Here is a 22,503-nt window from a genome sequence, read left to right as displayed (position 1 = left end):
GTCCCCCCAGCCCAGAGCAATTGCGCCCCTATTTCTTCGCGTAAAGATCCTTGTACGTATCCCGCAAAATATTCTTCTGCACCTTGCCCATCGTGTTGCGCGGCAGCTCGTCGACCACGAACACCCGCTTGGGCATCTTGAACTTTGCCAGTCGGCCGTCGAGCGCCTTCAGCACCGCGGCCTCAGTCACATCGGCGCCCTTGTTGCAGACCAGCACGGCGGTGACGCCCTCGCCGAAATCGGCATGGGGCACGCCGATCACGGCGGATTCGATTACGCCGGGCATGGCGTCGATCTCGCTCTCGATTTCCTTCGGATAGACATTGAAGCCGCCGGATATGACGAGATCCTTGCCGCGACCGAGGATGTGGACGTAACCCTGGGCGTCGATCTTGCCGAGGTCGCCGGTGATGAAGAAGCCGTCGTCGCGGAATTCCGCCTTGGTCTTCTCCGGCATGCGCCAATAGCCCTTGAACACATTGGGACCCTTGACCTCGATCATGCCGATTTCTTCGCGCGGCAGCTCTTTCCCTGTCTCGGGATCGGTGACTCGCACGGACACGCCGGGGAGCGGAAAGCCGACCGCGCCGGGCACGCGCTCGCCGTCATAGGGATTCGACGTGTTCATGTTGGTCTCGGTCATGCCGTAGCGTTCGAGCACGGCATGGCCGGTGCGGGCCGACCATTCGCGATGGGTTTCGGCGAGCAGCGGCGCCGAGCCCGAGATGAACAGCCGCATGTGTTTTGTGGTTTCGCGCGACAGCGCGGGATTTTGCAGAAGCCGCGTGTAGAACGTCGGCACGCCCATCAGCACCGTGGCACGCGCCATCAACTTGATGATCAGATCCGGGTCGAGCTTCGGCAGGAAGATCATCGACGCCCGCGCGAACAGCGTCACGTTCGTCGCCACGAACAGGCCATGGGTGTGATAGATCGGCAGCGCGTGGATCAGCACGTCCCTGTCGGTGAAGCGCCAGTAGCCGACGAGCGAGAGCGAATTCGACGCCAGATTGTCGTGGGTCAGCATCGCGCCCTTGGAGCGGCCGGTGGTGCCGGAGGTGTAGAGGATCGCGGCGAGATCGTCATTTGCGCGCGCCACCGTGGTGAATTCGCTGCTCGCCTTGTCGGCGGCCTCCGTCAGCGAGCCCTTGCCGTCAGGCCCGAGCGTCTCGACCTTGGCCTTCACCTTGGCGGCGATCGAGGCGAGTCCCTCCGCCTTGGAGGGATCGCAGACCACCAGCGACGGCTCGGCATCGCCGATGAAGTAGTCGAGCTCGTTCAGCGTATAGGCGGTGTTGAGCGGCAGGTAGACCGCCCCGGCCCGCACGGTGGCCAAATACAGCACGATGTTGGCCACGGATTTCTCGACCTGCACCGCAACACGGTCGCCCGGCTTCACGCCGCGCGCGACCAGCAAATTGGCCATCTGCCCGGCCCGTGCGATCAAATCGCCATAGCTGATACGAGCGCCGTCATGCGTCTCGATCGCGAGGCGCTTCGGATCGTCCAGGCCGTCGAACAGGCGGGAAAACAGGTTGGCGTTCGCTGCTTGGTTCATGCAAGATTTCCTCGACCGCAGGGACTTGTACGACAAGGCTTGTAGGACAAGGCCGGTCAAAACCGAGGGTTGGATTAGCAAAAACCGCCCCGATGAAGCAACGGAGACAGTTTGCATGACCAAAAACGGGAAACGCGTGGCCTGGGTCACGGGCGGCGGCAGCGGGATCGGGGAGGCCGGCGCCGAGGCGCTCGCGGCCGACGGCTGGACGGTGGTGGTCTCGGGCCGGCGCAAGGACGCCCTGGATACCCTGGTCGCGAAGATCACCGGGGCGGGCGGGGCCGCCGAGGCGATCGCGCTGGACGTGTCTGATGCCGCCGAGGCCCAGAAGGCGGCCGATCAAATCGTCGCGAAGCACGGCCGGATCGACCTGCTGGTGAACAATGCCGGCATCAATGTCCCCAGGCGCAGCTGGAAGGACATGGAACTGGAGGGCTGGGATAAGCTCGTCCAGGTCAATCTCAACGGCGTGCTCTATTGCATGCGCGCGGTGCTGCCGACGATGCGCAAGCAGCAGGACGGCTCGATCATCAACGTCTCGTCCTGGGCCGGCCGCCACGTCTCGAAGATGCCGGGCCCGGCCTACACCACGACAAAGCACGCGGTGCTGGCGCTGACCCACTCCTTCAACATGGACGAATGCGTCAACGGGTTGCGCGCCTGCTGCCTGATGCCGGGCGAGGTTGCGACCCCGATCCTGAAGCTGCGCCCGGTCGTGCCGAACGAGGAGGAGCAGGCCAGGATGCTGCAATCCGAAGACCTCGGCCGTACCATCGCGTTCATCGCGAGCATGCCGGCGCGGGTGTGCATCAACGAACTCTTGATCAGCCCGACGCATAATCGCGGGTTCATTCAAACGCCGAACAACAGGGATTAGTAGTTCGTCATTGCGAGCGAAGCGAAGCAATCCAGAAAAGTATCCGCGGAAACAGCCTGGATTGCTTCGTCAATTCGCTCCTCGCAATGACGAGGAGGATGCATCCCCACGAACATCCCTCCGCTTAGTTTCACGCATCACAAAGAAGTTTTGTTCGAAACCACTTCGCAAATCCTCCCGTAGTTCGAGCCAACGACGGCGCTGCTGCTTCACGCTTACAGGTCGCAGTCACTGTTGTTGCCAACTCAACGCCGGCAATCGCCGGTCACAATCCAATCGGGAGTTTCTCCATGTCGAAGCGCATTCCCTATCTCGCTGCCGCCGCGTTCAGCGCCCTGGCCATCACCGCAACCGTCGTCGCGCCTGTCCGCGCAGAGGAAAAGACCGTTATGGTCGGCGGCGCCGCGATGTTCCCGTCCAAGAACATCGTCCAGAACGCCGTCAATTCGAAGGACCACACCACGCTGGTGGCGGCGGTGAAGGCGGCCGGCCTGGTGCCGACGCTGGAAGGCAAGGGCCCGTTCACGGTGTTCGCGCCGACCAACGCCGCCTTCGGCAAGCTGCCGGCCGGCACCGTCGACACCCTGGTCAAGCCCGAGAACAAGGCGACGCTGACCAAGATCCTCACCTACCATGTCGTGCCCGGCAAGCTTGAGGCTTCCGACCTCACCGACGGCAAGAAGATGAAGACTGCCGAAGGCGAGGAGCTGACGGTGAAGAAGATGGACGGCAAGGTCTGGATCGTCGATGCCAAGGGCGGCACCTCGATGGTGACGATCTCCAACGTCAATCAGTCGAACGGCGTGATCCATGTGGTCGATACCGTGCTGATGCCCGCGACCTAACACCGCGCGGTCCGGCTTCATCCCCGAACCGGATGCGACGAAACAGCGAGCCGGGGGCACCCGGCTCGCTTTATTGTGACCACGATAGCCCGCCGGTATCGATTCGATGCCGGACAGGGCGTAACGAAAGCGGAAGCACCGGCGTATAATTGCTGTCAGACGATGTTCAGGACGGAACCATCATGTCGAGCCTCACAGTCACCGACGAGCAGGTCAGCGCGAGCCCGGCCAAAGTGATCCAGCCGGCCTGGGTCCGGGTCATGCACTGGGTCAACGCCCTCGCCATGGTCCTGATGATCCTGTCGGGCTGGCAGATCTACAACGCTTCGCCGCTGTTCGGATTCAGCTTTCCGCGCGAGTACACGCTTGGTGGCTGGCTCGGCGGCGGCCTGCTCTGGCATTTTGCCGCGATGTGGCTGTTGATGATCAACGGCCTTGCCTATCTCATCACCGGCCTTGCCACCGGCCGCTTCCGCAAAAAACTGCTGCCGATCACCCCGTCCGGCGTGCTCCACGACGTCAGGGCTGCCCTGACCTTCAAGCTCGGCCATGCCGATCTCACCGTCTACAATTACGTCCAGCGCCTGCTCTATGCCGGCATCATCGTGGTCGGCGTGCTGATCGTGCTGTCGGGTCTTGGGATGTGGAAGCCGGTGCAGCTGCATTGGCTGGTCATGTTGTTCGGGGACTATCCGACCGCGCGCTACATCCATTTCTTCTGCATGGCCGCGATCTGCGCGTTCCTCGTCATTCACGTTTTACTCGCGCTGCTGGTGCCGAAGAGCCTGCGCGCGATGATTATCGGCCGCTAGAGTGGAGCAAGAACCATGGCCAAGCGCTCATTCCTGATCCCCGGCGTCGACAAGCGGCTGCTGATCAAGGACTCCATCAAGACGATGCCAGATGTCAGCCGCCGCCGCTTCATCGCCGGCGGCGCCAGCCTCGGCGCGCTGACCCTGCTCACCGGCTGCGACGTGATCGATTCGTCCTCCGCCGAGGAGATGCTGAAGACGGTCTCGAAATTCAACGATGCCGTGCAGGCCTGGATGTTCAATCCGGATGCGCTGGCGCCGACCTTCGCAGAGAGCGCAATTACAAAACCGTTTCCGTTCAACGCCTATTACGATCTCGACGACGCACCTGAGGTCGACGGTGCCGACTGGAAGCTCGAAGTCCACGGCCTCGTCGACAACAAGAAGTCGTGGACGCTTCCGGAATTGTACAAGCTCCCGCAGGTCACCCAGATCACCCGTCACATCTGCGTCGAGGGCTGGAGCGCGATCGGCAGCTGGACCGGCACGCCCATGCGCGACTTCCTCAAGCTGATCGGCGCCGACACGCGTGCAAAATACGTCTGGTTCCAGTGCGCCGACAAGGACGGCTACAACTCCCCGCTCGACATGCGCACCGCGCTGCATCCGCAGACCCAGATGACGTTCAAATACGCGGGCGAAATCCTGCCGCGCGCCTACGGCTTCCCGATGAAGATCCGCGTGCCGACCAAGCTCGGCTTCAAGAACCCGAAATACGTGGTCTCGATGGAAGTCACCAACGACTACAAGGGCGGTTACTGGGAAGACCAGGGGTACAATTCGTTCAGCGGGAGCTGAGATGCTCCCGGCAGCCACGGGCGCTCGCGGTCAGAAGACACGCTTGACAAACGATAGCGCGATATTGGATCGTCAACGATAGATTGTATAGTGTCTTTTAGCCGGTATCGGCGATGTCCGTTGAAATCAAGCTCACCATCCTCGCGGTCTCTGGCTTAGCCGCCATGGCTTGGATCATCTGGCGCTTACAGCGATATCTTCAGGAATCGACAGAGCATCGAAGACCGGGGCCCGGTTGGCCGCGTCGGACAGATGGCTCGGGCAGACAGACCGAACGAGCCGAGGTTCGGCTGAACATCCTGGCAATCTTGAGCAATTTGGCGGGACTTCTGATCATCGCGTTCGTAGGGTCACTCCAGATTGCCGTCGAGTTGTGGCGACCGAACGCTGACCTACCCCGTTCCTCATTGACTGTTGTTGAAGAGTTCCTGCGGAACAGATTGTCCGATCAAGAAGTGCTGCGCCAGCAACACAAGGAGCTCGTTGAGGCAATAAAGGCCGATCGATCGGCGAGCGAGCCGAATGGAGCCCTGTACGCCAAAGTATTCGATCTGCAGGGCCAGATCGACAGTTTGCAAGCCAGGCTCGCCGAACCGTCGTCCAAGCCGGTCGCCACGGTGCAACCGAGTCCAGTCATGTCGTCGCTCGCCTCGCTAGCGAGCGTTGCCGTTCTCCTCCCATTGGCTGCTTGCTTGCTGGCGATGCTGGGCGTTCTCCATTTCCTCTATTTCAGTCACGCGATATCAGCAAAGGTCTATACGGCTGCGGCCGCGACACTGACGGCTGGATCTTTGTTCGGAGGGTTCACGTTTTGGAAGGACGTCAGCGTCGTGAAGAGTGTGGACTCCCTCATAAAGGTGGAATTCAAACAGCAGCAGGGGTCTCGTGCACGCGACTCTCAGGCTTTGGACATCCACCTCGACGTTAGCCTGCGACCCGAAAATTTGCCCCCCGCCGAAATGGATTGCGGCGACGGCAAGAGCCAACATATTGGACCGTTTGATGACGGCGCTGCAGCACTCAGCAAGGGCGACAGTGATAAGCTGAAGCAGATCGCCGAAATGCTTGCCAACGTACGTCCCTCGAGCCGTTTGGCGGCGGTCATGCTGATCGGGTCCGCCGACAAAAGGCCGCTGAAGCCGGAAACGGCCAAGCAGTTCAGTTCAAATGAAGGGTTGGCGCGAGCGCGGGTGGAGACCGTCAGAGAGGCACTCAAGTCTCCTCCTGTCGAACTGAAGGTACCCATACTGGGCTCCTTTGTCGGCCCCATGAAGACTGGCGTTGCCGTGCCGGTCAGCGAGTTGGCTGGCGATCGTACGGTTCAGGTCTGCATCCTGTGGAGTCCCGCGGTTGCCACCGCGAGGGCTAAGCCCTGAGCCCCACCTTGCGCTGGCACAGCGCGGCAACCGCGCCCAACGCCAGCAGCGCTGCCGAGACATTCAGCGCGTAACTCAAGCTCCCCAGCGCGTCCGTGATTGCGCCGACAGCGATGGGCCCAAGCGTCTGGCCGACGCCGAACGAGATCGTCATCGCCGCGATCGCGGTCGGCCACACCTCGGGCGGATAGTTGAAGCGCACGAAGGCGGTGGTCGAGCCGACCACGGCGAAGAAGGCGACGCCGAACACGATGGCGGAAACCGCGAGCCATGCCGGCGAATGCCCGAGCATCGGCAGGGCGGCGCCGAGCGCGTTGGTGCCGAGGATGATGGCGGTGGCAAGCCCGCCGCGATCGAGCGCCAGCACACCGCGCCAGACCCAGGGCGTGACGAAGGCGCTGAGGCCGATCAGGCTCCAGAACGCCGCCTGCGCCGCGGCCCCGCCGCCGCCGTCGCGCACATAGGCGATCATGAACGTCATGTAGGCGATGTAGCCCGCGCCGAACAGGAAGTAGCCGGCGAGATAGATCAGCACGGGCATAATCGCGAAGGCGGCGTGGCTGCCTTGCGAGAAGCGCACGCCGCTCTCGATGCGGACCAGGAACAGCGGCACGGTCATGACGACGGACAGCAGCGTCATCGCCCACCACACCACCCACCACGAGCCCGGGCCGAAATATTGCAGCGTGAACGGGGCGATCAGCCCTGATGCGAGAATGCCGACGCCGGGGCCGGCATAGAACAGGCTGAGCAGGAAATTGCCCCGCTCGGGATGGGCCTGCGCGATGGAAGCCGCCAGTGCGCCCCCCGCGACGAAGCCGGCCGCCGCGCCGATGCCGAGCACCAGCCGCGCCAGACTGAGCGCGACGAAATTGCCGGTCAGCGCGCACACCGCAAGCGCGGCGACACAGGCCAGCGTTCCGCCGCGGATCGCGGCCGACCAGCCGACCCGCTGGATCAGCCGGGACGCCACGAGCGCGCCCGCGAGGTAGCCGACGGCGTTGATAGTATTCATGAAACCGGCCGCCGAGTAGGACCAGCCGAGGTCCTCCCGCATGTCGGGCAGCACCAGCGAATAGGCGAAGCGGCCGATGCCGAGCCCGACCGTCGCAGCCAACGACAGGGTCAGGATCAGCCGCGCGGGGTGGGCATCGGGCGGAGGGCGGTCAGGTGCGTGCAAGGGGTACTCCGGCAGGTGCAGTGTGGCAGGCCCTGCCCGCCTTGCACAGCCGCGAGGCGGCAATGGTGTCTTGCCAAGCGCGCAACGCCGCTCTAGCACTCCGGCCGAAATCGACCTCAGAGGAATCGACCATGGCGACCCACAAGCTGCTGCTGCTTCCCGGCGACGGTATTGGCCCCGAAGTAATGGGCGAGGTGAAGCGGCTGATCGACTGGCTCAATTCGGCCGGGATCGCCAAGTTCGAGACCGACACCGGCCTGGTCGGCGGCTCGGCCTATGACGCGCACAAGGTATCGATTTCGGAAGGCGACATGGCCAAGGCCAGGGACGCGGACGCGATCATCTTCGGCGCGGTCGGCGGCCCGAAATGGGACGCGGTGCCCTACGAGGTGCGCCCCGAAGCCGGCCTGCTGCGCCTGCGCAAGGATCTCGGCCTGTTCGCCAACCTGCGTCCTGCCGTGTGCTACCCGGCGCTGGCGGATGCCTCCAGCCTCAAGCGCGAGGCCGTCGAGGGCCTCGACATCGTCATCGTGCGCGAGCTCACCGGCGGCGTCTATTTCGGCGAACCCAAGACCATCACCGATCTCGGCAACGGCCAGAAGCGCGCCATCGATACCCAGGTCTACGACACCTATGAGATCGAGCGCATCGGCCGCGTCGCCTTCGAGCTTGCGAAGAAGCGCAAGAACAAGGTGACGTCGATGGAGAAGCGCAACGTCATGAAGTCGGGCGTGCTCTGGAACGAGGTCATGACCCAGGTCCACAAGCGCGAATATCCCGATGTCACGCTCGAGCATCAGCTCGCCGATTCCGGCGGCATGATGCTGGTGAAATGGCCGAAGCAGTTCGACGTCATCGTCACCGACAATCTGTTCGGCGACATGCTGTCCGACATCGCGGCGATGCTGACCGGCTCGCTCGGCATGCTGCCCTCGGCCTCGCTCGGCGAGGTCGACGTCAAGAGCAAGAAGCGCAAGGCGCTGTACGAGCCCGTGCACGGCTCGGCGCCTGACATCGCAGGCCAGGGCCTCGCCAATCCGATCGCGATGATTTCGTCGTTCGGCATGGCACTGCGCTATTCGTTCGACATGGGCGCGCTCGCCGACAAGGTCGACGCCGCGATCGCCGCGGTGCTGGCCAGCGGCCTGCGCACCGCCGACATCAAGTCGGACGGCACCATTGCCGCCTCGACCACGCAGATGGGCGAAGCGATCTTGAAGGAATTGCAGAAGCTGCACGCGTAAGCGATATGCCGTCATTCCAGGATGGTCCGAAGGACCAGACCCGGAATCTCGAGATTCTCTGGTGCGCAATTGCGCACCGGACTTCGGCTCTTCGAGCCGCCCCGGCATGACGGTGCGAGAAAATAAAAATGGCCGAGCTCCCGCCCGGCCATTTTGATTCAGTCGATAATTCCGCCTCAGTACAGCGGGAAGGTCTGCGGATAGCCGCCAACATCCTGCGGCGGGCTCAGCGGCTGGCGATCGATCGGACGGTTGAGGTTTTCGCGGGCGAAGGACGGATAGCCGACGGCCGGCGGGAACGCATAGTCGGAGAATTTGCGGTCGCCCGGATTGACCTCGGTGCCGCCGTCGAGCCAGGAGCGCTTGCTCACATAGATGCGGGTGCGACCCTGCTGATAGCTCGAATTGGGGCCGCTCGGGCCGTAATAGGGGCGGCCATTGTCATAGCGCTGCTTCTTGGTTTCGGCCGAGGCTGGTGTCGCGAAGGCTGAGGACATGGCAATCACGGCGCCGGCCGCCAGCCACATCGCCAGTTTGTTCGCGGCAGAGAAATTCGAGCTCATCACGTCCCCTTCAGGCGGCAAGCCGCCAATCGATTTCATCCCCATACTAGCCCGGCCGGGGCGGCCGCAACTAGGTCAATTGGGTCACACCAGCGCTGAATAATCGTGCGCGCCGGCAAAAGTTGCATGGATACAGCCACTTGAGCTTGAGGCGGGTCAAAGCGCTCCGCGCAATTGCGCGTTGGCGGCGCCGAGCAGCCAGTCCGACGAGCCCAGGGGCGCGCAGGGGCGGCGCTTCAGCTCCGCATGGGCGAACAATTCGGCCAGCTTCGGCTCGTTGCCCGAGGTCAGCAGCGTCAGCCGGTTCAGTGTGCAGGCGATCGCCGCGCGTCGCTCGGGCAGGGTCCCGCCCTGGCAGGAGAAGCCGGAGATCTGGAGCGCCGGCTCTTCGCTGCGCTTGAGGTAGGCGAGGCAGGACGGCGTCCCCTGAGTTGCACCGGTGGGCCGGAACCGGACGACAGGCCCAAATTTGGTGTCGATCAGGGCGGCCTGCTCCAGCGGGGTGGTCGTGCCCAGGCCCATTCGCATGGCTAGGTCGGCGGTGGCCGGACGGGTTAGGTCGAACTCGCCGCCCTCTCGATAAATCTCAAGCTCGGCCACAGGCTCGTCCGCCTCGCCGGCCCAGCGCATCACGTCCCTGCGGCCGCCTTCGAGGTGCCTGAGGATAGTGTAAGCGGCTGTTTTTTCTGATGGATCGAGCCGGCTGAGAGCGAAGGCCGGAGCCGAGCGGTCGGCCGCGCGCCAACCCGGCTTCGCCACGGACTCATCGTTCCGGAGATCGGGCAGCTGGCCGAGGGCCGCAAGCCCGAGGATGGCAAACAGCACCAAAGTCCCCACATAGGCGAACAGGCGCGCCAGCGTGCCGACGACCTCGTCGGCGAAGGCTGCCAGCGCCAGATGGATCTGGGTGGGGGTTGCGGCCATGCTGGCCTCAGGCGACTGCATCCACGGCCTTCAGGCATGGTCCAACGTTGTCTTGAGGCCGGTTCTCGCATAGAAGCGCTGCTCTTCCTGTTTAAGCCTCAGCTTCAGGAAAGAGCTTTTTCGTCGGAGAGTGAACGATGGGTTACAAAGTCGCAGTCGTCGGCGCGACCGGCAATGTCGGACGGGAAATGCTCAACATTCTGGATGAGCGCAAATTCCCCGCGGACGAGGTGGTGGCGCTGGCGTCACGCCGCAGCATGGGCGTCGAGGTCTCCTATGGCGACCGCACCCTGAAGGTCAAAGCGCTCGAGCATTACGACTTCTCCGACGTCGACATCTGCCTGATGTCGGCAGGCGGCGAGGTGTCGAAGGAATGGTCGCCGAAGATCGGCGCCGCCGGCGCGGTCGTGATCGACAATTCCTCGGCCTGGCGCATGGACCCGGACGTGCCGTTGATCGTGCCGGAGGTGAATGCGGACGCGACCGCGGGCTTCAAGAAGAAGAACATCATCGCCAACCCGAACTGCTCGACCGCGCAGCTCGTGGTCGCGCTGAAGCCGCTGCACGACAAGGCCACCATCAAGCGTGTCGTGGTCTCGACCTATCAATCGGTGTCGGGCGCCGGCAAGGACGCGATGGACGAATTGTTCTCGCAGACCAAGGCCGTCTACACCAACCAGGAGCTGGTCAATAAGAAGTTTCCCACGCGCATCGCCTTCAACGTCATCCCCCAGATCGACGTCTTCATGGAGGACGGCTACACCAAGGAAGAGTGGAAGATGATGGCGGAGACCAAGAAGATGCTTGATCCCAAGATCAAGCTCTCCGCGACCTGCGTGCGGGTGCCGGTCTTCGTCGGCCATTCCGAGGCCGTCAACATCGAGTTCGAAAATCCGATCAGCGCGGACGAAGCGCGCGACATCCTGCGCAAGGCGCCCGGCTGCCTCGTCATCGACAAGCATGAGCCCGGCGGCTACGCCACGCCGTACGAAGCGGCCGGCGAAGACGCCACCTATATCAGCCGCATCCGCGAGGACGCGACAGTGGAGAACGGTCTCGTGCTGTGGTGCGTATCGGACAATCTACGCAAGGGCGCCGCGCTCAACGCGATCCAGATCGCGGAAGTCCTGATCAACCGCAAGCTGATCAGCGCGAAGAAGAAGGCGGCGTAGAGGCTCAATTCATAGTGGAAGTCCGCGCTGGGTAAAAACGGCGCGGATTTCGTCTTGGTGCGCCGGATCGAGCTCGATGAGTAGTCCTGGAATTTCTTGAATGCCTCTTCCAGCCGCGCCTTGGCGGCGGCCGATATCTTCGACGTCGGCGTGAAGCCGAGTTTCTCTCCGATGACGTTGACCTTTGTGGAGAGAGTCTTGATCTGCTCACGCAAGGCATCGAAATCCGCGAAATCGTCGCGCGGTTTCTTATAGTCCCCCGCCAGCACGTCACCATCGGCCTTCAGCTTCTCGGCCGTTGCTCGCCCGTCTTTCAGCTTGTCCGCAACCTCTTGCTTGACGCTCTCCAGTTGCCTGGAGAAGTCGCTGTATTGCTTGCGCGCAAAATCAGGACGAGCAATCCAATCGGTATGCCGACAAAGAAACCGAACAGTTTGGCCCAATCGGTCTAACGCTAGCCGTCCGCCGGAGATGCGAGTTCACGGGCGCCGGCCGCAGGTCATGGACCTGCGCCCACTTGTCGCCTTACGCCCTGCAAAAGTCCTTGCACACTTAAGTTGTCGAAATATCATAGGTCTACCAAAATTAGAGGGTGCGAGGTGCTTGGTGCCGGCATAGGTGCGCGAGCCTCACGCATGACAACAGGGGGGTGCCGCATGCCGACCAGGGTTCTGTTCGACCGCAAATTCGATGCGCGTCCGGATCGTTTCGATTTCCGTGATCTGCCCTATCGTTCGAGGCTGGTGAGCCTGCCGCAGGTCTATCCGTCCGACGAACTGATCGAGCGCTGGTTCTCGGTCTATCGCAACGCCGACATGGTTCTCAATCAGGGCCAGGAAGGGTCCTGCACCGGGTTCGGCCTCGCAGGCGTCGTGAACTATCTGCAATGGGAGCTGGCAAACGCAAATCCGATCGCGGCCGACGACCCGAAAGCCGCCCAGTCGATCGCGCGGCGAAGTGCGCGGATGCTGTACCAGAACGCGCGCCTCTATGACGAATGGAAGGGGGAGGATTACGAAGGATCGAGCTGTCGCGGAGCCATGAAGGGATTTCACAAGCACGGCGTGTGCGGCGAGAAATTCTGGCCGAACTTCGAGAAGCGGCAGAAGCCCGGGATGCCGAAGAGTGGATGGGATACGGATGCACCGCTGACGCCCCTTGGAGCCTATTATCGCATCGACGGCAAATCCATCGTCGATATGCAGTCAGCGATCTACGAAACGCACGCGATCTACGTATCCGCCGACGTCCACGACGGCTGGGACCGCGTTCGCAACAACTGCAAGACGCTCGAGGCGGCGCTCATTCTCCCGCCGAAAAAACCCGATGACGTCGGCGGACACGCCTTCGCGCTGGTCGGCTATACGTCTGACGGCTTCATCGTGCAGAACTCGTGGGGGCCCCATTGGGGATTTCATGGATTTGGCCTGCTGACTTACGAGGACTGGACCCGCTACGGCACCGATGCCTGGGCACTGACGCTTGGCGCACCCATGCGGGTGACGTTGCCGCCGATCAAAGGCAAGCAAAGCGCAGCGAATCTTGCGCATCAATCGCATCGCTTCGTGAGCCCATCGATGCGAACCGACCTTTCACTGGACGAGCGGCTTCGCGCGCGGGCGATGCTTCGCTCCGACGCGGCGCGCGATACGAGTGCCGTTTCTCCCTGGATCAACGGCGAAGAGGCCAAGCACATCATCTTCATCGGGCATAATGGCAGCGCCGAACGCGAGCTCGTCGAGGCGAGCTCCGGCAACGATGCCGTCGCGGTGGTGGTCCAGCAATGCCTCGACCGGGCGGCTCAGCAGGGATTTTCCGATCTGGCGATCGTTCTCCACGGCGGGCTCAACAGCCGCGACGACGGTATCGCCAGGGCGCGCGTGCTCGGGCCGTGGTTCGAGGCAAATCGCATCATGCCGATCTTCGTGGTCTGGCAGACGGGCCTTCTGGAATCGGCCGGAGATATTCTGAAGAGCGCCGCGGAGAAGCTGGTGTTGCCGTCGGGAGCGGACAAGGGCTGGCTGAGAAGCAAGATCGATGACATCAAGGATCGTGCCTTCGAGGTATTCGCGCGCGATGCCGGCGTCAAGGCGATCTGGGAGAACATGAAATTCAGAGCCGCCGGCGCGAGTCGTCCGGGGGGCGGGCTTGCTGTCGCGGCGCGAGAGCTGGAGCGCGGGCTCGGCCAGATGAGCAAGAGCCAGCGGCCGCAGATTCACCTGATCGGACACTCCGCCGGGGCCATCATGCACGGGTATTTTCTGGGTCCCATGAAGGCCCGCGGCCTGAAGGCCAGCTCCATCCATCTCTGGGCGCCGGCCTGCACGGTCGCGTTTGCGTCCGACAAATACGGCAGTGCCTTTGCCGACAAGGTCGCTGATCCCGAGACGACGTTTGTCGACGTGCTCAGCGATGCCAACGAAACGAGCGATCCCTGCGTCCCTGCCCTCTACTCCAAATCGCTCTTGTATCTGGTCTCCCGGGCTCTGGAGCCTGACCACAAGACTCCAGTCCTGGGATTGCAGAAAGTCTGGCGGAAATGGCGCGCGAACGATGATACGTTCATGTCAGGTTCGCAAAAGATCCTGGAGGCGTGGGCGAGTGCGAGCGAGGACGTTGTCCTCGACACGCCAATCAGCGAAACGGAAGTTCCGACTTGTCACGAGCCGAACAAGGACGAAACGATCCCTGCCAATCATGGATCTTTCGACAATAATCTGGACGTCGTGAACCGCACCATCCGCCGCATCATCGGCAAGACGCCTTCCAAGCCCGTCACCGACCTGCGAGGTTTCTAGAGCGCTTTCGAGCGAAGTGGACACCGGTTCGCGAAAAGGAAACGCGTCGTAAGAAGAATTTCGAGCCCCACTCCGATTCCATCAGAACGGAAGTGGCTCCAGGGGCGCCTCGTTCAAGCGTCCCTGACGCTCTTGAATTCTTTCGCCGCCTTGTCCAGCACGAACAGCGATCCCTCCGCGACGCCGAAATAGGCGCCGTGGGTCTGCATCTGGCCGCTGTCAACGGCCTTGCGCACGAACGGGAAGGTCATCAGGTTTTCCAGGCTGCGGAACACCGCGGCCTTCTCGATGCGCTCGACGAATTGCGCCATGGTCTCGTAATCGCGCTGCTCCACCACTTCGCCGGGCTTGATGAACATCTGCATCCATTTGCCGATGAAATCGCCCGGCGTGAGCGGCTCGATCTTGTCGACGAAAGCGCGGATGCCGCCGCACTGCGCGTGCCCGAGCACCACGATGTGCTTCACCTTCAGCACCGTCACGGCATATTCCAGCGCCGCCGAGACGCCATGCGCGTTGCCGTCGGGCTGGTACACCGGCACCAGATTGGCGATGTTGCGGACCACGAACAATTCGCCCGGCCCGACGTCGAAGATCACCTCGGGCGAGACGCGGCTGTCGCAGCAGCCGATCACCATGACTTCCGGGAACTGCCCCTTCACCGACAGCTCGCGGTAGCGGCTCTGCTCGGTCGGCAGCCGCTGGGTGGCGAAGGCCTTGTAGCCTTCCAGCAAATGCTCTGGGAATGTTGTCATGGGCTATGCCTAATCATATACCGCCGGGACGAACAAGCCTTTCGAATAGGCAGGCCAGATGCTATCGGCTTCGGTCAGAAGTGAGACGAGGAAACCGGAAGGAACGCTTGCATGACCCGCCCGCGCCGCAGCCATCTGTTCATGCCCGGCTCCAACCCGCGCGCGCTGGAAAAGGCGCGCAATCTTGCCGCCGACGGCCTGATCCTCGACCTGGAAGACTCCGTCGCGCCCGATGCCAAGGCGGTGGCGCGCGACGGCATCGCCGCCGCGATCGCGGCCAAAGGCTTCGGCAGGCGCGAGATCCTGATCCGGACCAACGGCCTCGACACGCCCTGGTGGGCCGACGACGTCGCGATGGCGGCGAAGGCCTCGCCCGACGGCATCCTGGTCCCAAAGGTCTCCAGCGTCGATGACCTCGACACCATCGGCCGCCGTCTCGCCGAACTCGGCGCGGCGCCGACCGTAAAAGTCTGGGCCATGATCGAGACCGCGCGTGCGGTGCTGCATGCGGAGGAACTGGCCGCGGCCGGGCGCGATCCCAACAGGCGCCTGTCAGGCTTCGTGTTCGGCCCGAATGACATTTCGCGCGAGACGCGGATCAAGATGATGCCCGGACGCGCCGCGATGATCCCGATGATCACCCACTGCATCCTGGCGACACGCGCCCACGGCCTAGAAATTCTCGACGGTCCCTACAGCGACATCGCCAATCCCGACGGCTTCGCCACAGAGTGCGCGCAGGGCCGCGACCTCGGGTTCGACGGCAAGACGCTGATTCATCCCTCGCAGATCGAAGCCTGCAACGCGATCTTCACCCCACCGGAGGAGGAAGTCGCCCGCGCCCGAAAGATCATCGCCGCGTTCGAGCTGCCGGAAAACGTCTCGCGCGGCGCGATCCGTCTGGATGGCACCATGGTGGAGCGCCTGCACGCCGACATGGCGCGGCGCACGATCGAGATCGCGGATGCGATCGCGGCGATGGGGAAGGGCTGAGGGGTGGACTTAGTCCGCTCCGTCCTTCTCGATCTCGACGGAACGCTGGTCGATTCGCGGCCCGGCATTGTCGCAAGCTGCGCAGCCGCACTGCGTGCGCTCGGGCATCATCCGCGCGAAGTGCTCGATATCGCGATCGGGCCACCGCTCGAAGACATCTTGCGGACTTTGCTGCAAACATATGGCGACGACCGGGTCGATGAGGCCGTCGTCGCGTACCGTCGGCACTACGGCGAAGGCGGTCTGCTCGGAAGCGAGGCCTATCCCGGCATCCGCAGCGCGCTCCAGGCTCTGCAAGGTGCGGGATTGCGAATTTATCTCGCGACTTCGAAGCGCGAAGTGTTTGCAAGACGAATCCTGGAGAACCTGAAGCTAGCGACATACTTCGACGGCATCCACGGCTCGGTGCCGGGCGGGACGCTGGATCATAAGCCTGAGTTGCTCGCCTACGTCCTGTCTGAACGGGATGTCTCTGCTTTGCACAGTCTGATGGTTGGGGATCGCCGGCACGACATCGTTGGGGCTCGCACAGTTGGCATGCGCAGCCTTGGCGTGCTGTGGGGATATGGTAGCCGGGATGAACTTGAAACGGCAGGCGCAGACGAACTGGTGGAGCGGCCTGCCGATCTCGCGCGCGTTGCTTTGTCGATGTTGAGCGGCTAGCGCCGTTTCAGGCGGCGCCTCATCGCGGCGCGTGATCCCCGCGATCGAGCGACTCCAGCGTCGACGCGTTGGCGCAGTAGCCGTGCTAGTTTTCCGCGGCCGTGCCGCCGGCGAGATCGCGGTCGGCGCGTTCCGGGCGATGCGAAGCATCGTCCCGCGCGCCGGGTGAGGGTTCTCTCCTCTAGGCGACTGTCCCTTTGTGGAGACACCCTCTCCCCAACCCCCTCCCGCAAGCGGGACAGGGAGCGCACCTTTGCACGCCAGCTAGCTAAACCGCTCCGCCGCCCACGCATAAAGACTGCCCGGGATCGGCTTCTCGCCGCCGCGACCCTTGGGCGAGATGTGCAGGCCGATGATGTCGGGGTCGGTGACGAGGCCGAGATAGCTGGAGGGATCGAAGAACAGCTTTGGCTCGGCATGCACGGCGTAGAACGATTGCTTCGGCAGCGCGCAGTGCAGCTCGCCGGTGCGGCGCGCGAGCGCGGTCAGTGCCGCCGGCCCGAAGATCGCAACGCGAATATCCGAGAGGCGGTTCGAGCCGCCGCGGAGGCGGCGCATCGCAAACGTGGCGCGATGGCGCAGTGACAGCCAGTTCGGCGTCAGCTCCTCCTGCTCCATCAGCTCCTCGAAGGCGGCAACGATGCCGTGTTGGGCCGGCAGATAGATCACGGAATTGCCGAGCTGGCGCGGCCTCTCCCACGCGAAGTAGGGCTTTGCCGGATCGATCTCGACCGGCCTGAGCAGCAGCACGTCGGCATCGAGCCACAAGCCGAGACCCTTCGCCATCAGCTTCATGCGGAAGAAATCGCTGAACTGCAGCGTGGTCCAGTCGCGCCAGCTGCCGTCCGGCTGCGGCGGGCGCAATCGTTCGGAGAACGCATGCGGCAGGATCGCCTCGGCATCCGCATTACCGACGCCTGCCGGCAGGCCGGGAATGGTGTCGAAGCTGTAGACCGTGACCTTGTGGCCGGCAGCCAACTGCGAGCACAGACAGGTCTGGCGCAGGGCATCCATCGGGCCATGCCAGAAGGTGACAATGTCGGGCAGCATGTAGGGAGCTATACGGGATAATGAGGGCAAAGAAAAAGCCCCGGCGCCGTCAGCACCGGGGCTCGAAACTCGGATCGACCTCAGGCCCAGGCGCGTTCGCGCTTGAGCTTCTCCTCATAGGTGTCAATCGAGGCCTTCTTCTCCATCGTCAGGCCGATGTCGTCGAGGCCGTTGATCAGGCAGTGCTTGCGGAACGGGTCGATCTCGAACTTGACCTTGCCGCCGTCGGGACCGCGGATCTCCTGGTTCGGCAGGTCGATCGTCAGCGTCGCATTGGCGCCGCGCTCGGCGTCGTCGAACAGCTTGTCGAGGTCTTCTTGGGCAACGCGGATCGGGAGAATGCCGTTCTTGAAGCAGTTGTTGTAGAAGATGTCGCCGAACGAGGTCGAGATCACGCAGCGGATACCGAAATCGAGCAGCGCCCAGGGCGCATGCTCGCGGCTCGAGCCGCAGCCGAAATTGTCGCCGGCGACCAGCACCTTGGCATTGCGATAGGCGGGCTGGTTCAGCACGAAATCCGGATTCTCGCTGCCGTCGTCCTTGTAGCGCTGCTCGGAGAAGAGCCCCTTGCCAAGGCCCGTGCGCTTGATGGTCTTGAGGTACTGCTTCGGAATGATCATGTCGGTGTCGACATTGATGATCTTCAGCGGCGCCGCGACGCCTTCCAGCGTGGTGAACTTGTCCATGGTTGCGCTTTCCCGGGGTGGTCTAGGGAACCGATATTTATCGCGATCGGGGCACGAATCCTAGGCCGAATTCGGCAGGTCTCGTCTGCCTAACCGGGCTCCTGGGCCTCGATCGCTTCCATATCATCGTCTGAGAGGCCGAAATGATGGCCGATCTCGTGGATCAGGACGTGGCGGACGATATGGCCGAGGCTCTCGTCGTGCTCGGCCCAGTAATCCAGGATCGGCCGGCGGTAGAGCCAGACCATGTTGGGCAGCCGCGCCACGTCGCCAAAACTCTGCTGCGGCAGGCCGACGCCCTGGAACAGGCCGAGCAGGTCGAACTCGCTCTCGCATTCCATCTCGTCCAGGACTTCCTCGGTGGGAAAGTCGTCGACGCGGATGATCACGCCCTCGCAGAGGCCGCGAAACTCCGCCGGCAGGCGCTCGAATAGTTCATGCGCCACCGCTTCCATCTCGGCCAGCGAGGGCGCTTTCAATTCCGTCCACATGGGCTTCTCATAGCGTGGGTTTCGCGGCGATGCATCCGGCTTTATAAGCGCGGCGAGGTTGACGGGCGCCGTCAAAACGGGGAGCGTAGGGCCTCGAATGGGGCGTTCAGGTGGACGGAAAAATGCGAGCGAAAACAGCGGTGACGCTACTGTGCATGGGGTTGTTTTCGCAGTTTTGCGTTGGCGCGGAAGCCCAGATCGCCAGCCACGGGATTACGCAGGCCCAGGCAGCCTCGCGAGACGATCTTCCGCCGCCGCGCAAGCGGCCCCCGGCGCGCCTGCGCGTCACGCCCTATTACAGTCCGGATGGCGTCTACCCGCGCTACAACCCCGGTCCCGATGCGGTCCGCGAGTGCAACGCCACCTATGTGCAGGAATTTCGGCCGAGCGGCACGGTGATCGTGCCGCATATGAGCTGCTACTGGCGCCGGGGTTGATCCCGATTGCGCCAGCTACGCACATCCGGACGCAGCGGAGATCGATCATGACGAGATGGATCGGAGCAGCGGCTGCCTGCGGGCTGATCGTCGCTTTAACCGGCGTCTCCATTGCCGCGACGCCGGATGCCGCAAAGTCAAAGGCATCGGCGTCCGCGAGAGACATCGATGCGCGGCGCCATGCGCGCCACCATGACGCTGTGCGCCAATTCGCACCTGCCGAGCCGCGTTACTACGCGCGGCCTGTCTACTACCGTCCTTACCCTTACGGCGTGCCTGCACCGTTCGTGCTCGGCTTCGGGCCGTGGTGGTGACTCGCCGCGCGACGCCGGAACGTCGTTCATTCATGAGGCATTCACGTCGCTGTCCCTAATTTAATTTTGGGAGCGACCGCAAATGAACAGGGATGACGCGCGCCGGGAGCGAGCGTCGCAACTCCGCTGTCCAGATTCAGGGAGAATTCCATGGTGAGAATATTAGGTCTCAGGGCAAGCCCGATGCGCTTGCTCGGGATTGCGGCCGCCGCGACGCTGATGCTGTCGGCCGGGCCCGCGCATCGTGCTGAAGCGCTGACCTTGATCAACCCGGCGACGCTGCCGGCGGCGAAGGCCGCAAGCGACGACGTGATTCCGGTCCGCCACGGCGGCGGCGGTGGACATGGCGGTGGCGGACACGGCGGCGGCTTCCATGGCGGAGGCGGCTTCCACGGTGGCGGAGGACATTTTGGTGGCTTCCGCGGCGGTGGTGTCCACGGTGGTGGCTTCCGCGCGGCGCCCGCCTTTCATGGCGGCGGCTACCGCTATGGTGGAGTTCATCGTTTTGGCGGCTATCACCGCTACGGCGCCTATCGCCCCGCCTATTACGGCCATCGCCATTTCCACCGGCGCTATTACGGCGGCTACTATCCCTATTACAGCCATCCGCGCCGCTGCCGGGTGATCTGGACCTATTACGGCCCGCGCCGCGTCTGCCGCTGGCATCGCTGGCATCATCCGTATCGCTATTGGTGATGTGAGCTGTGTCGTCATGCCCGGGCTTGTCCCGGGCATCCACGATCTTTCTTTGCGCGCTTAAGAACGTCGATGGCCGGGACAAGCCCGGCCATGACGGAGACGGTGGCTTAAAGTCAATCCTGAACTTACCGCCACTCCCTGATGTCGACGAAGTGACCCGCGATCGCCGCGGCTGCGGCCATCGCCGGCGACACCAGATGGGTGCGGCCCTTGAAGCCCTGGCGGCCCTCGAAATTGCGGTTCGAGGTCGAGGCGCAACGCTCTTCCGGAGCCAGCTTGTCGGGATTCATCGCGAGGCACATCGAGCAACCGGGCTCGCGCCATTCGAAGCCGGCCTTGATGAAGATCTTGTCCAGACCTTCGGCCTCGGCCTGCTCCTTCACGAGGCCGGAGCCCGGCACGACCATGGCGTTGACGCCGCCTGCGACCTGCTTGCCTTCCGCGATCTTGGCGGCGGCGCGCAGATCCTCGATACGACCGTTGGTGCAGGAGCCGATGAAGATGCGGTCGAGCTTGATGTCGGTGATCTTCGTCCCCGCGGCCAGTCCCATATATTTCAGCGCGCGGTGCTTCGACAGGCGCTTGGCCTCGTCCGCGATCTTGTCGGGATCGGGCACGATGCCGGTGACCGAGATCACGTCCTCAGGGCTCGTGCCCCAGGTCACGATCGGCGGCAGCTTGGCTGCATCGAGCCGCAGCTCGTGGTCGAAATGTGCGCCCTCGTCGGAGCGCAAATTCTCCCAGTAACGCATCGCCGCGTCCCAGGCCGCGCCCTTCGGCGACTTCGGGCGATCGCGCAGGAAGTCGAACGCCTTCTGGTCCGGTGCGACCAGGCCGGCGCGCGCGCCGCCTTCGATCGACATGTTGCAGACCGTCATGCGGCCTTCCATGCTGAGTGCGCGGATCGCGTCGCCGGCGTATTCGAGCACATAACCGGTGCCGCCCGCGGTGCCGATCTCGCCGATGATCGCGAGAATGATGTCCTTGCCCGTCACGCCATCCGGCAATTTGCCGTCGACGGTGACGCGCATGTTTTTCGCCTTTTTCTGGATCAGCGTCTGTGTCGCCAGTACGTGTTCGACCTCGCTCGTGCCGATGCCGTGCGCGAGCGCGCCGAACGCGCCATGCGTCGAAGTGTGGCTGTCACCGCAGACGATGGTGGTGCCGGGCAGCGTAAAGCCCTGCTCGGGGCCGATGACGTGGACGACGCCCTGACGCTTGTCGAACTCGTTGTAATATTCGATGCCGAATTCCCTGGCGTTGTCGGCCAGTGCCTTGATCTGCTCGATGCTTTCGGGGTCGGGGTTCGGCTTGGTGCGGTCCGTGGTCGGCACGTTGTGATCGACGACGGCCAGCGTCTTCTCCGGCGCGCGGACCTTGCGGCCGGTGGCGCGCAGGCCTTCGAACGCCTGCGGCGAGGTCACCTCATGCACCAGGTGGCGATCGATATAGAGCAGGCAGGTGCCGTCCTCGGCTTCGTGCACCAGATGGTCGTTCCAGATCTTGTCGTACAATGTGGTCGGCTTGGACATGAGCGTCAGCTCCAGGAAATGTTGTGTCGAGCGGGTGCGCGGGCGGCGCGCGGGCAACAAAATCGTCAGCGCAGCTTTTAGGCTGCGCGCGTAAGCTCTGACGTTGCCGAAGTCGCGAAGCGTCCGAAGAACCGGCCAGGCAGCCGCGAGCGATCGTCGATGACAACGCGCTTGACGGGCGAGAGGCTGGTCAAATCTGGAAACATTCCAGGAATATATAGCAGGCCGAATTGGAATCGCGAGGGCTTTGACGCGCACGGCTGACGCAACAAAAAAGCGCGGGGTTTGGCCCCGCGCTCTCGGTAACTCGCCTGTAAGCCAAAGCTTACTCGTTGACGGCAGCCGGGCGGTCCTGCTTCTTCTCGACGATGCGGGCCGACTTGCCGCGAAGATTGCGGAGATAATAGAGCTTGGCGCGACGCACCTTGCCGCGGCGCACCACCTTGATCGAGTCGATCATCGGCGACATCACCGGGAACACGCGCTCCACGCCTTCGCCGTACGAAATCTTGCGAACGGTGAAGCTCTCGTTGAGACCACCGCCGGAACGGCCGATGCAAACGCCTTCATAGGCCTGCACGCGGGTGCGGTCGCCTTCGACGACCTTCACGTTGACGATCACGGTGTCGCCGGGGCCGAATTCCGGAATCTCCTTGCTGGCGGAGAGCTTCTCGAATTGCTCTTTTTCGAGCTGTTGGATCAGGTTCATGGGTAAATCTCCATCGGCGCGCCCAGC

The 22,503-nt window shown here is 63.2% G+C and carries 23 protein-coding genes; 13 read left to right on the top strand and 10 right to left on the bottom strand.

Annotated elements, in window-relative coordinates:
* Positions 1 to 28 precede the first annotated feature (28 nt).
* The gene (locus IVA88_RS10690; RefSeq protein WP_247497249.1) at positions 29 to 1,558 is read right to left on the bottom strand and encodes a malonyl-CoA synthase; all 1,530 of its coding nucleotides are present in this window, start codon (positions 1,556 to 1,558) and stop codon (positions 29 to 31) included.
* A gap of 115 nt (positions 1,559 to 1,673) precedes the next feature.
* Between IVA88_RS10690 and IVA88_RS10685 the strand changes: the two genes are divergently transcribed.
* From IVA88_RS10685 to IVA88_RS10665, 5 genes are all read left to right on the top strand, one after another.
* The gene (locus tag IVA88_RS10685) at positions 1,674 to 2,435 is read left to right on the top strand and encodes an SDR family oxidoreductase (protein WP_247497248.1); all 762 of its coding nucleotides are present in this window, start codon (positions 1,674 to 1,676) and stop codon (positions 2,433 to 2,435) included.
* A 290-nt stretch (positions 2,436 to 2,725) separates the two neighbouring features.
* On the top strand, positions 2,726 to 3,280 hold the full coding sequence (locus tag IVA88_RS10680; RefSeq protein ID WP_247497247.1) for a fasciclin domain-containing protein: 555 nt from the start codon (positions 2,726 to 2,728) through the stop codon (positions 3,278 to 3,280).
* A 182-nt stretch (positions 3,281 to 3,462) separates the two neighbouring features.
* Entirely contained in the window at positions 3,463 to 4,092 is a 630-nt protein-coding gene (locus tag IVA88_RS10675) for a cytochrome b/b6 domain-containing protein (protein ID WP_247497246.1), read from the top strand.
* A 15-nt stretch (positions 4,093 to 4,107) separates the two neighbouring features.
* Positions 4,108 to 4,890 carry a molybdopterin-dependent oxidoreductase gene (locus tag IVA88_RS10670; protein ID WP_247497245.1) on the top strand — a complete coding sequence of 261 codons (783 nt, stop codon included), beginning with the start codon at positions 4,108 to 4,110 and terminating at the stop codon, positions 4,888 to 4,890.
* Positions 4,891 to 5,003: 113 nt separating this feature from the next.
* Positions 5,004 to 6,266, top strand: coding sequence for a hypothetical protein (locus tag IVA88_RS10665; protein WP_247497244.1), 1,263 nt, complete (start codon positions 5,004 to 5,006; stop codon positions 6,264 to 6,266).
* On the opposite strand, the gene IVA88_RS10660 is transcribed toward IVA88_RS10665, so the two are convergent.
* Positions 6,256 to 7,446 (bottom strand): YbfB/YjiJ family MFS transporter, encoded by a 1,191-nt coding sequence (locus IVA88_RS10660; RefSeq protein ID WP_247497243.1) that lies wholly within the window; start codon positions 7,444 to 7,446, stop codon positions 6,256 to 6,258. The genes IVA88_RS10665 and IVA88_RS10660 overlap by 11 nt on opposite strands.
* Before the next feature lie 131 nt (positions 7,447 to 7,577).
* Here IVA88_RS10660 and leuB point away from each other — a divergent pair, with 131 nt between their 5' ends.
* Entirely contained in the window at positions 7,578 to 8,690 is a 1,113-nt protein-coding gene (leuB, locus tag IVA88_RS10655; protein ID WP_247497242.1) for a 3-isopropylmalate dehydrogenase, read from the top strand.
* A gap of 176 nt (positions 8,691 to 8,866) precedes the next feature.
* Here the strand turns inward: leuB and IVA88_RS10650 are convergent, their stop codons facing one another.
* Together IVA88_RS10650 and IVA88_RS10645 are read right to left on the bottom strand one after the other, a co-directional pair.
* Complete coding sequence (locus IVA88_RS10650; protein ID WP_247497241.1) at positions 8,867 to 9,253, bottom strand: hypothetical protein; 387 nt, start codon at positions 9,251 to 9,253, stop codon at positions 8,867 to 8,869.
* A 156-nt stretch (positions 9,254 to 9,409) separates the two neighbouring features.
* Positions 9,410 to 10,198, bottom strand: a complete 789-nt coding sequence (locus IVA88_RS10645) for a hypothetical protein (RefSeq protein WP_247497240.1) — start codon at positions 10,196 to 10,198, stop codon at positions 9,410 to 9,412.
* A gap of 116 nt (positions 10,199 to 10,314) precedes the next feature.
* Here IVA88_RS10645 and IVA88_RS10640 point away from each other — a divergent pair, with 116 nt between their 5' ends.
* Together IVA88_RS10640 and IVA88_RS10635 are read left to right on the top strand one after the other, a co-directional pair.
* Positions 10,315 to 11,349: an aspartate-semialdehyde dehydrogenase gene (locus IVA88_RS10640; protein ID WP_247497239.1), complete on the top strand. Its 1,035-nt coding sequence runs from the start codon at positions 10,315 to 10,317 to the stop codon at positions 11,347 to 11,349.
* Positions 11,350 to 12,005: 656 nt separating this feature from the next.
* The gene (locus IVA88_RS10635) at positions 12,006 to 14,147 is read left to right on the top strand and encodes a C1 family peptidase (protein WP_247497238.1); all 2,142 of its coding nucleotides are present in this window, start codon (positions 12,006 to 12,008) and stop codon (positions 14,145 to 14,147) included.
* A gap of 113 nt (positions 14,148 to 14,260) precedes the next feature.
* Here the strand turns inward: IVA88_RS10635 and IVA88_RS10630 are convergent, their stop codons facing one another.
* Positions 14,261 to 14,902 (bottom strand): carbonic anhydrase, encoded by a 642-nt coding sequence (locus IVA88_RS10630; protein WP_247497237.1) that lies wholly within the window; start codon positions 14,900 to 14,902, stop codon positions 14,261 to 14,263.
* Between the two features lie 111 nt (positions 14,903 to 15,013).
* On the opposite strand from IVA88_RS10630, the gene IVA88_RS10625 reads away from it, so the two are divergent.
* Both IVA88_RS10625 and IVA88_RS10620 read left to right on the top strand, forming a co-directional pair.
* Complete coding sequence (locus IVA88_RS10625) at positions 15,014 to 15,895, top strand: CoA ester lyase (protein ID WP_247497236.1); 882 nt, start codon at positions 15,014 to 15,016, stop codon at positions 15,893 to 15,895.
* Between the two features lie 3 nt (positions 15,896 to 15,898).
* Entirely contained in the window at positions 15,899 to 16,558 is a 660-nt protein-coding gene (locus IVA88_RS10620) for an HAD hydrolase-like protein (protein ID WP_247497235.1), read from the top strand.
* A 264-nt stretch (positions 16,559 to 16,822) separates the two neighbouring features.
* On the opposite strand, the gene IVA88_RS10615 is transcribed toward IVA88_RS10620, so the two are convergent.
* The 3 genes from IVA88_RS10615 to IVA88_RS10605 all read right to left on the bottom strand — a co-directional run bounded on the left by IVA88_RS10615 (position 16,823) and on the right by IVA88_RS10605 (position 18,785).
* Positions 16,823 to 17,608, bottom strand: a complete 786-nt coding sequence (locus IVA88_RS10615; protein ID WP_247497234.1) for a hypothetical protein — start codon at positions 17,606 to 17,608, stop codon at positions 16,823 to 16,825.
* An 80-nt stretch (positions 17,609 to 17,688) separates the two neighbouring features.
* Complete coding sequence (gene leuD, locus IVA88_RS10610) at positions 17,689 to 18,294, bottom strand: 3-isopropylmalate dehydratase small subunit (RefSeq protein WP_007604257.1); 606 nt, start codon at positions 18,292 to 18,294, stop codon at positions 17,689 to 17,691.
* An 89-nt stretch (positions 18,295 to 18,383) separates the two neighbouring features.
* Entirely contained in the window at positions 18,384 to 18,785 is a 402-nt protein-coding gene (locus tag IVA88_RS10605; protein ID WP_247497233.1) for a metallopeptidase family protein, read from the bottom strand.
* Between the two features lie 155 nt (positions 18,786 to 18,940).
* Here IVA88_RS10605 and IVA88_RS10600 point away from each other — a divergent pair, with 155 nt between their 5' ends.
* The 3 genes from IVA88_RS10600 (at position 18,941) to IVA88_RS10590 (ending at position 20,232) form a co-directional block, all read left to right on the top strand.
* Positions 18,941 to 19,222: a hypothetical protein gene (locus IVA88_RS10600; RefSeq protein ID WP_247497263.1), complete on the top strand. Its 282-nt coding sequence runs from the start codon at positions 18,941 to 18,943 to the stop codon at positions 19,220 to 19,222.
* Between the two features lie 47 nt (positions 19,223 to 19,269).
* Positions 19,270 to 19,536: a hypothetical protein gene (locus tag IVA88_RS10595; RefSeq protein WP_247497232.1), complete on the top strand. Its 267-nt coding sequence runs from the start codon at positions 19,270 to 19,272 to the stop codon at positions 19,534 to 19,536.
* A gap of 150 nt (positions 19,537 to 19,686) precedes the next feature.
* Complete coding sequence (locus IVA88_RS10590) at positions 19,687 to 20,232, top strand: hypothetical protein (RefSeq protein ID WP_247497231.1); 546 nt, start codon at positions 19,687 to 19,689, stop codon at positions 20,230 to 20,232.
* A 128-nt stretch (positions 20,233 to 20,360) separates the two neighbouring features.
* On the opposite strand, the gene leuC is transcribed toward IVA88_RS10590, so the two are convergent.
* Both leuC and rplS read right to left on the bottom strand, forming a co-directional pair.
* On the bottom strand, positions 20,361 to 21,767 hold the full coding sequence (leuC, locus tag IVA88_RS10585) for a 3-isopropylmalate dehydratase large subunit (RefSeq protein ID WP_247497230.1): 1,407 nt from the start codon (positions 21,765 to 21,767) through the stop codon (positions 20,361 to 20,363).
* Positions 21,768 to 22,092: 325 nt separating this feature from the next.
* Entirely contained in the window at positions 22,093 to 22,476 is a 384-nt protein-coding gene (rplS, locus tag IVA88_RS10580) for a 50S ribosomal protein L19 (RefSeq protein ID WP_247497229.1), read from the bottom strand.
* Positions 22,477 to 22,503: the final 27 nt, after the last annotated feature.

It is taken from the genome of Bradyrhizobium sp. 149 (assembly GCF_023073915.1).
Taxonomy (GTDB): domain Bacteria; phylum Pseudomonadota; class Alphaproteobacteria; order Rhizobiales; family Xanthobacteraceae; genus Bradyrhizobium.
Note: the sequence above shows the minus strand (reverse complement) of the source record. Positions and strands in the feature narration are given on the sequence as shown.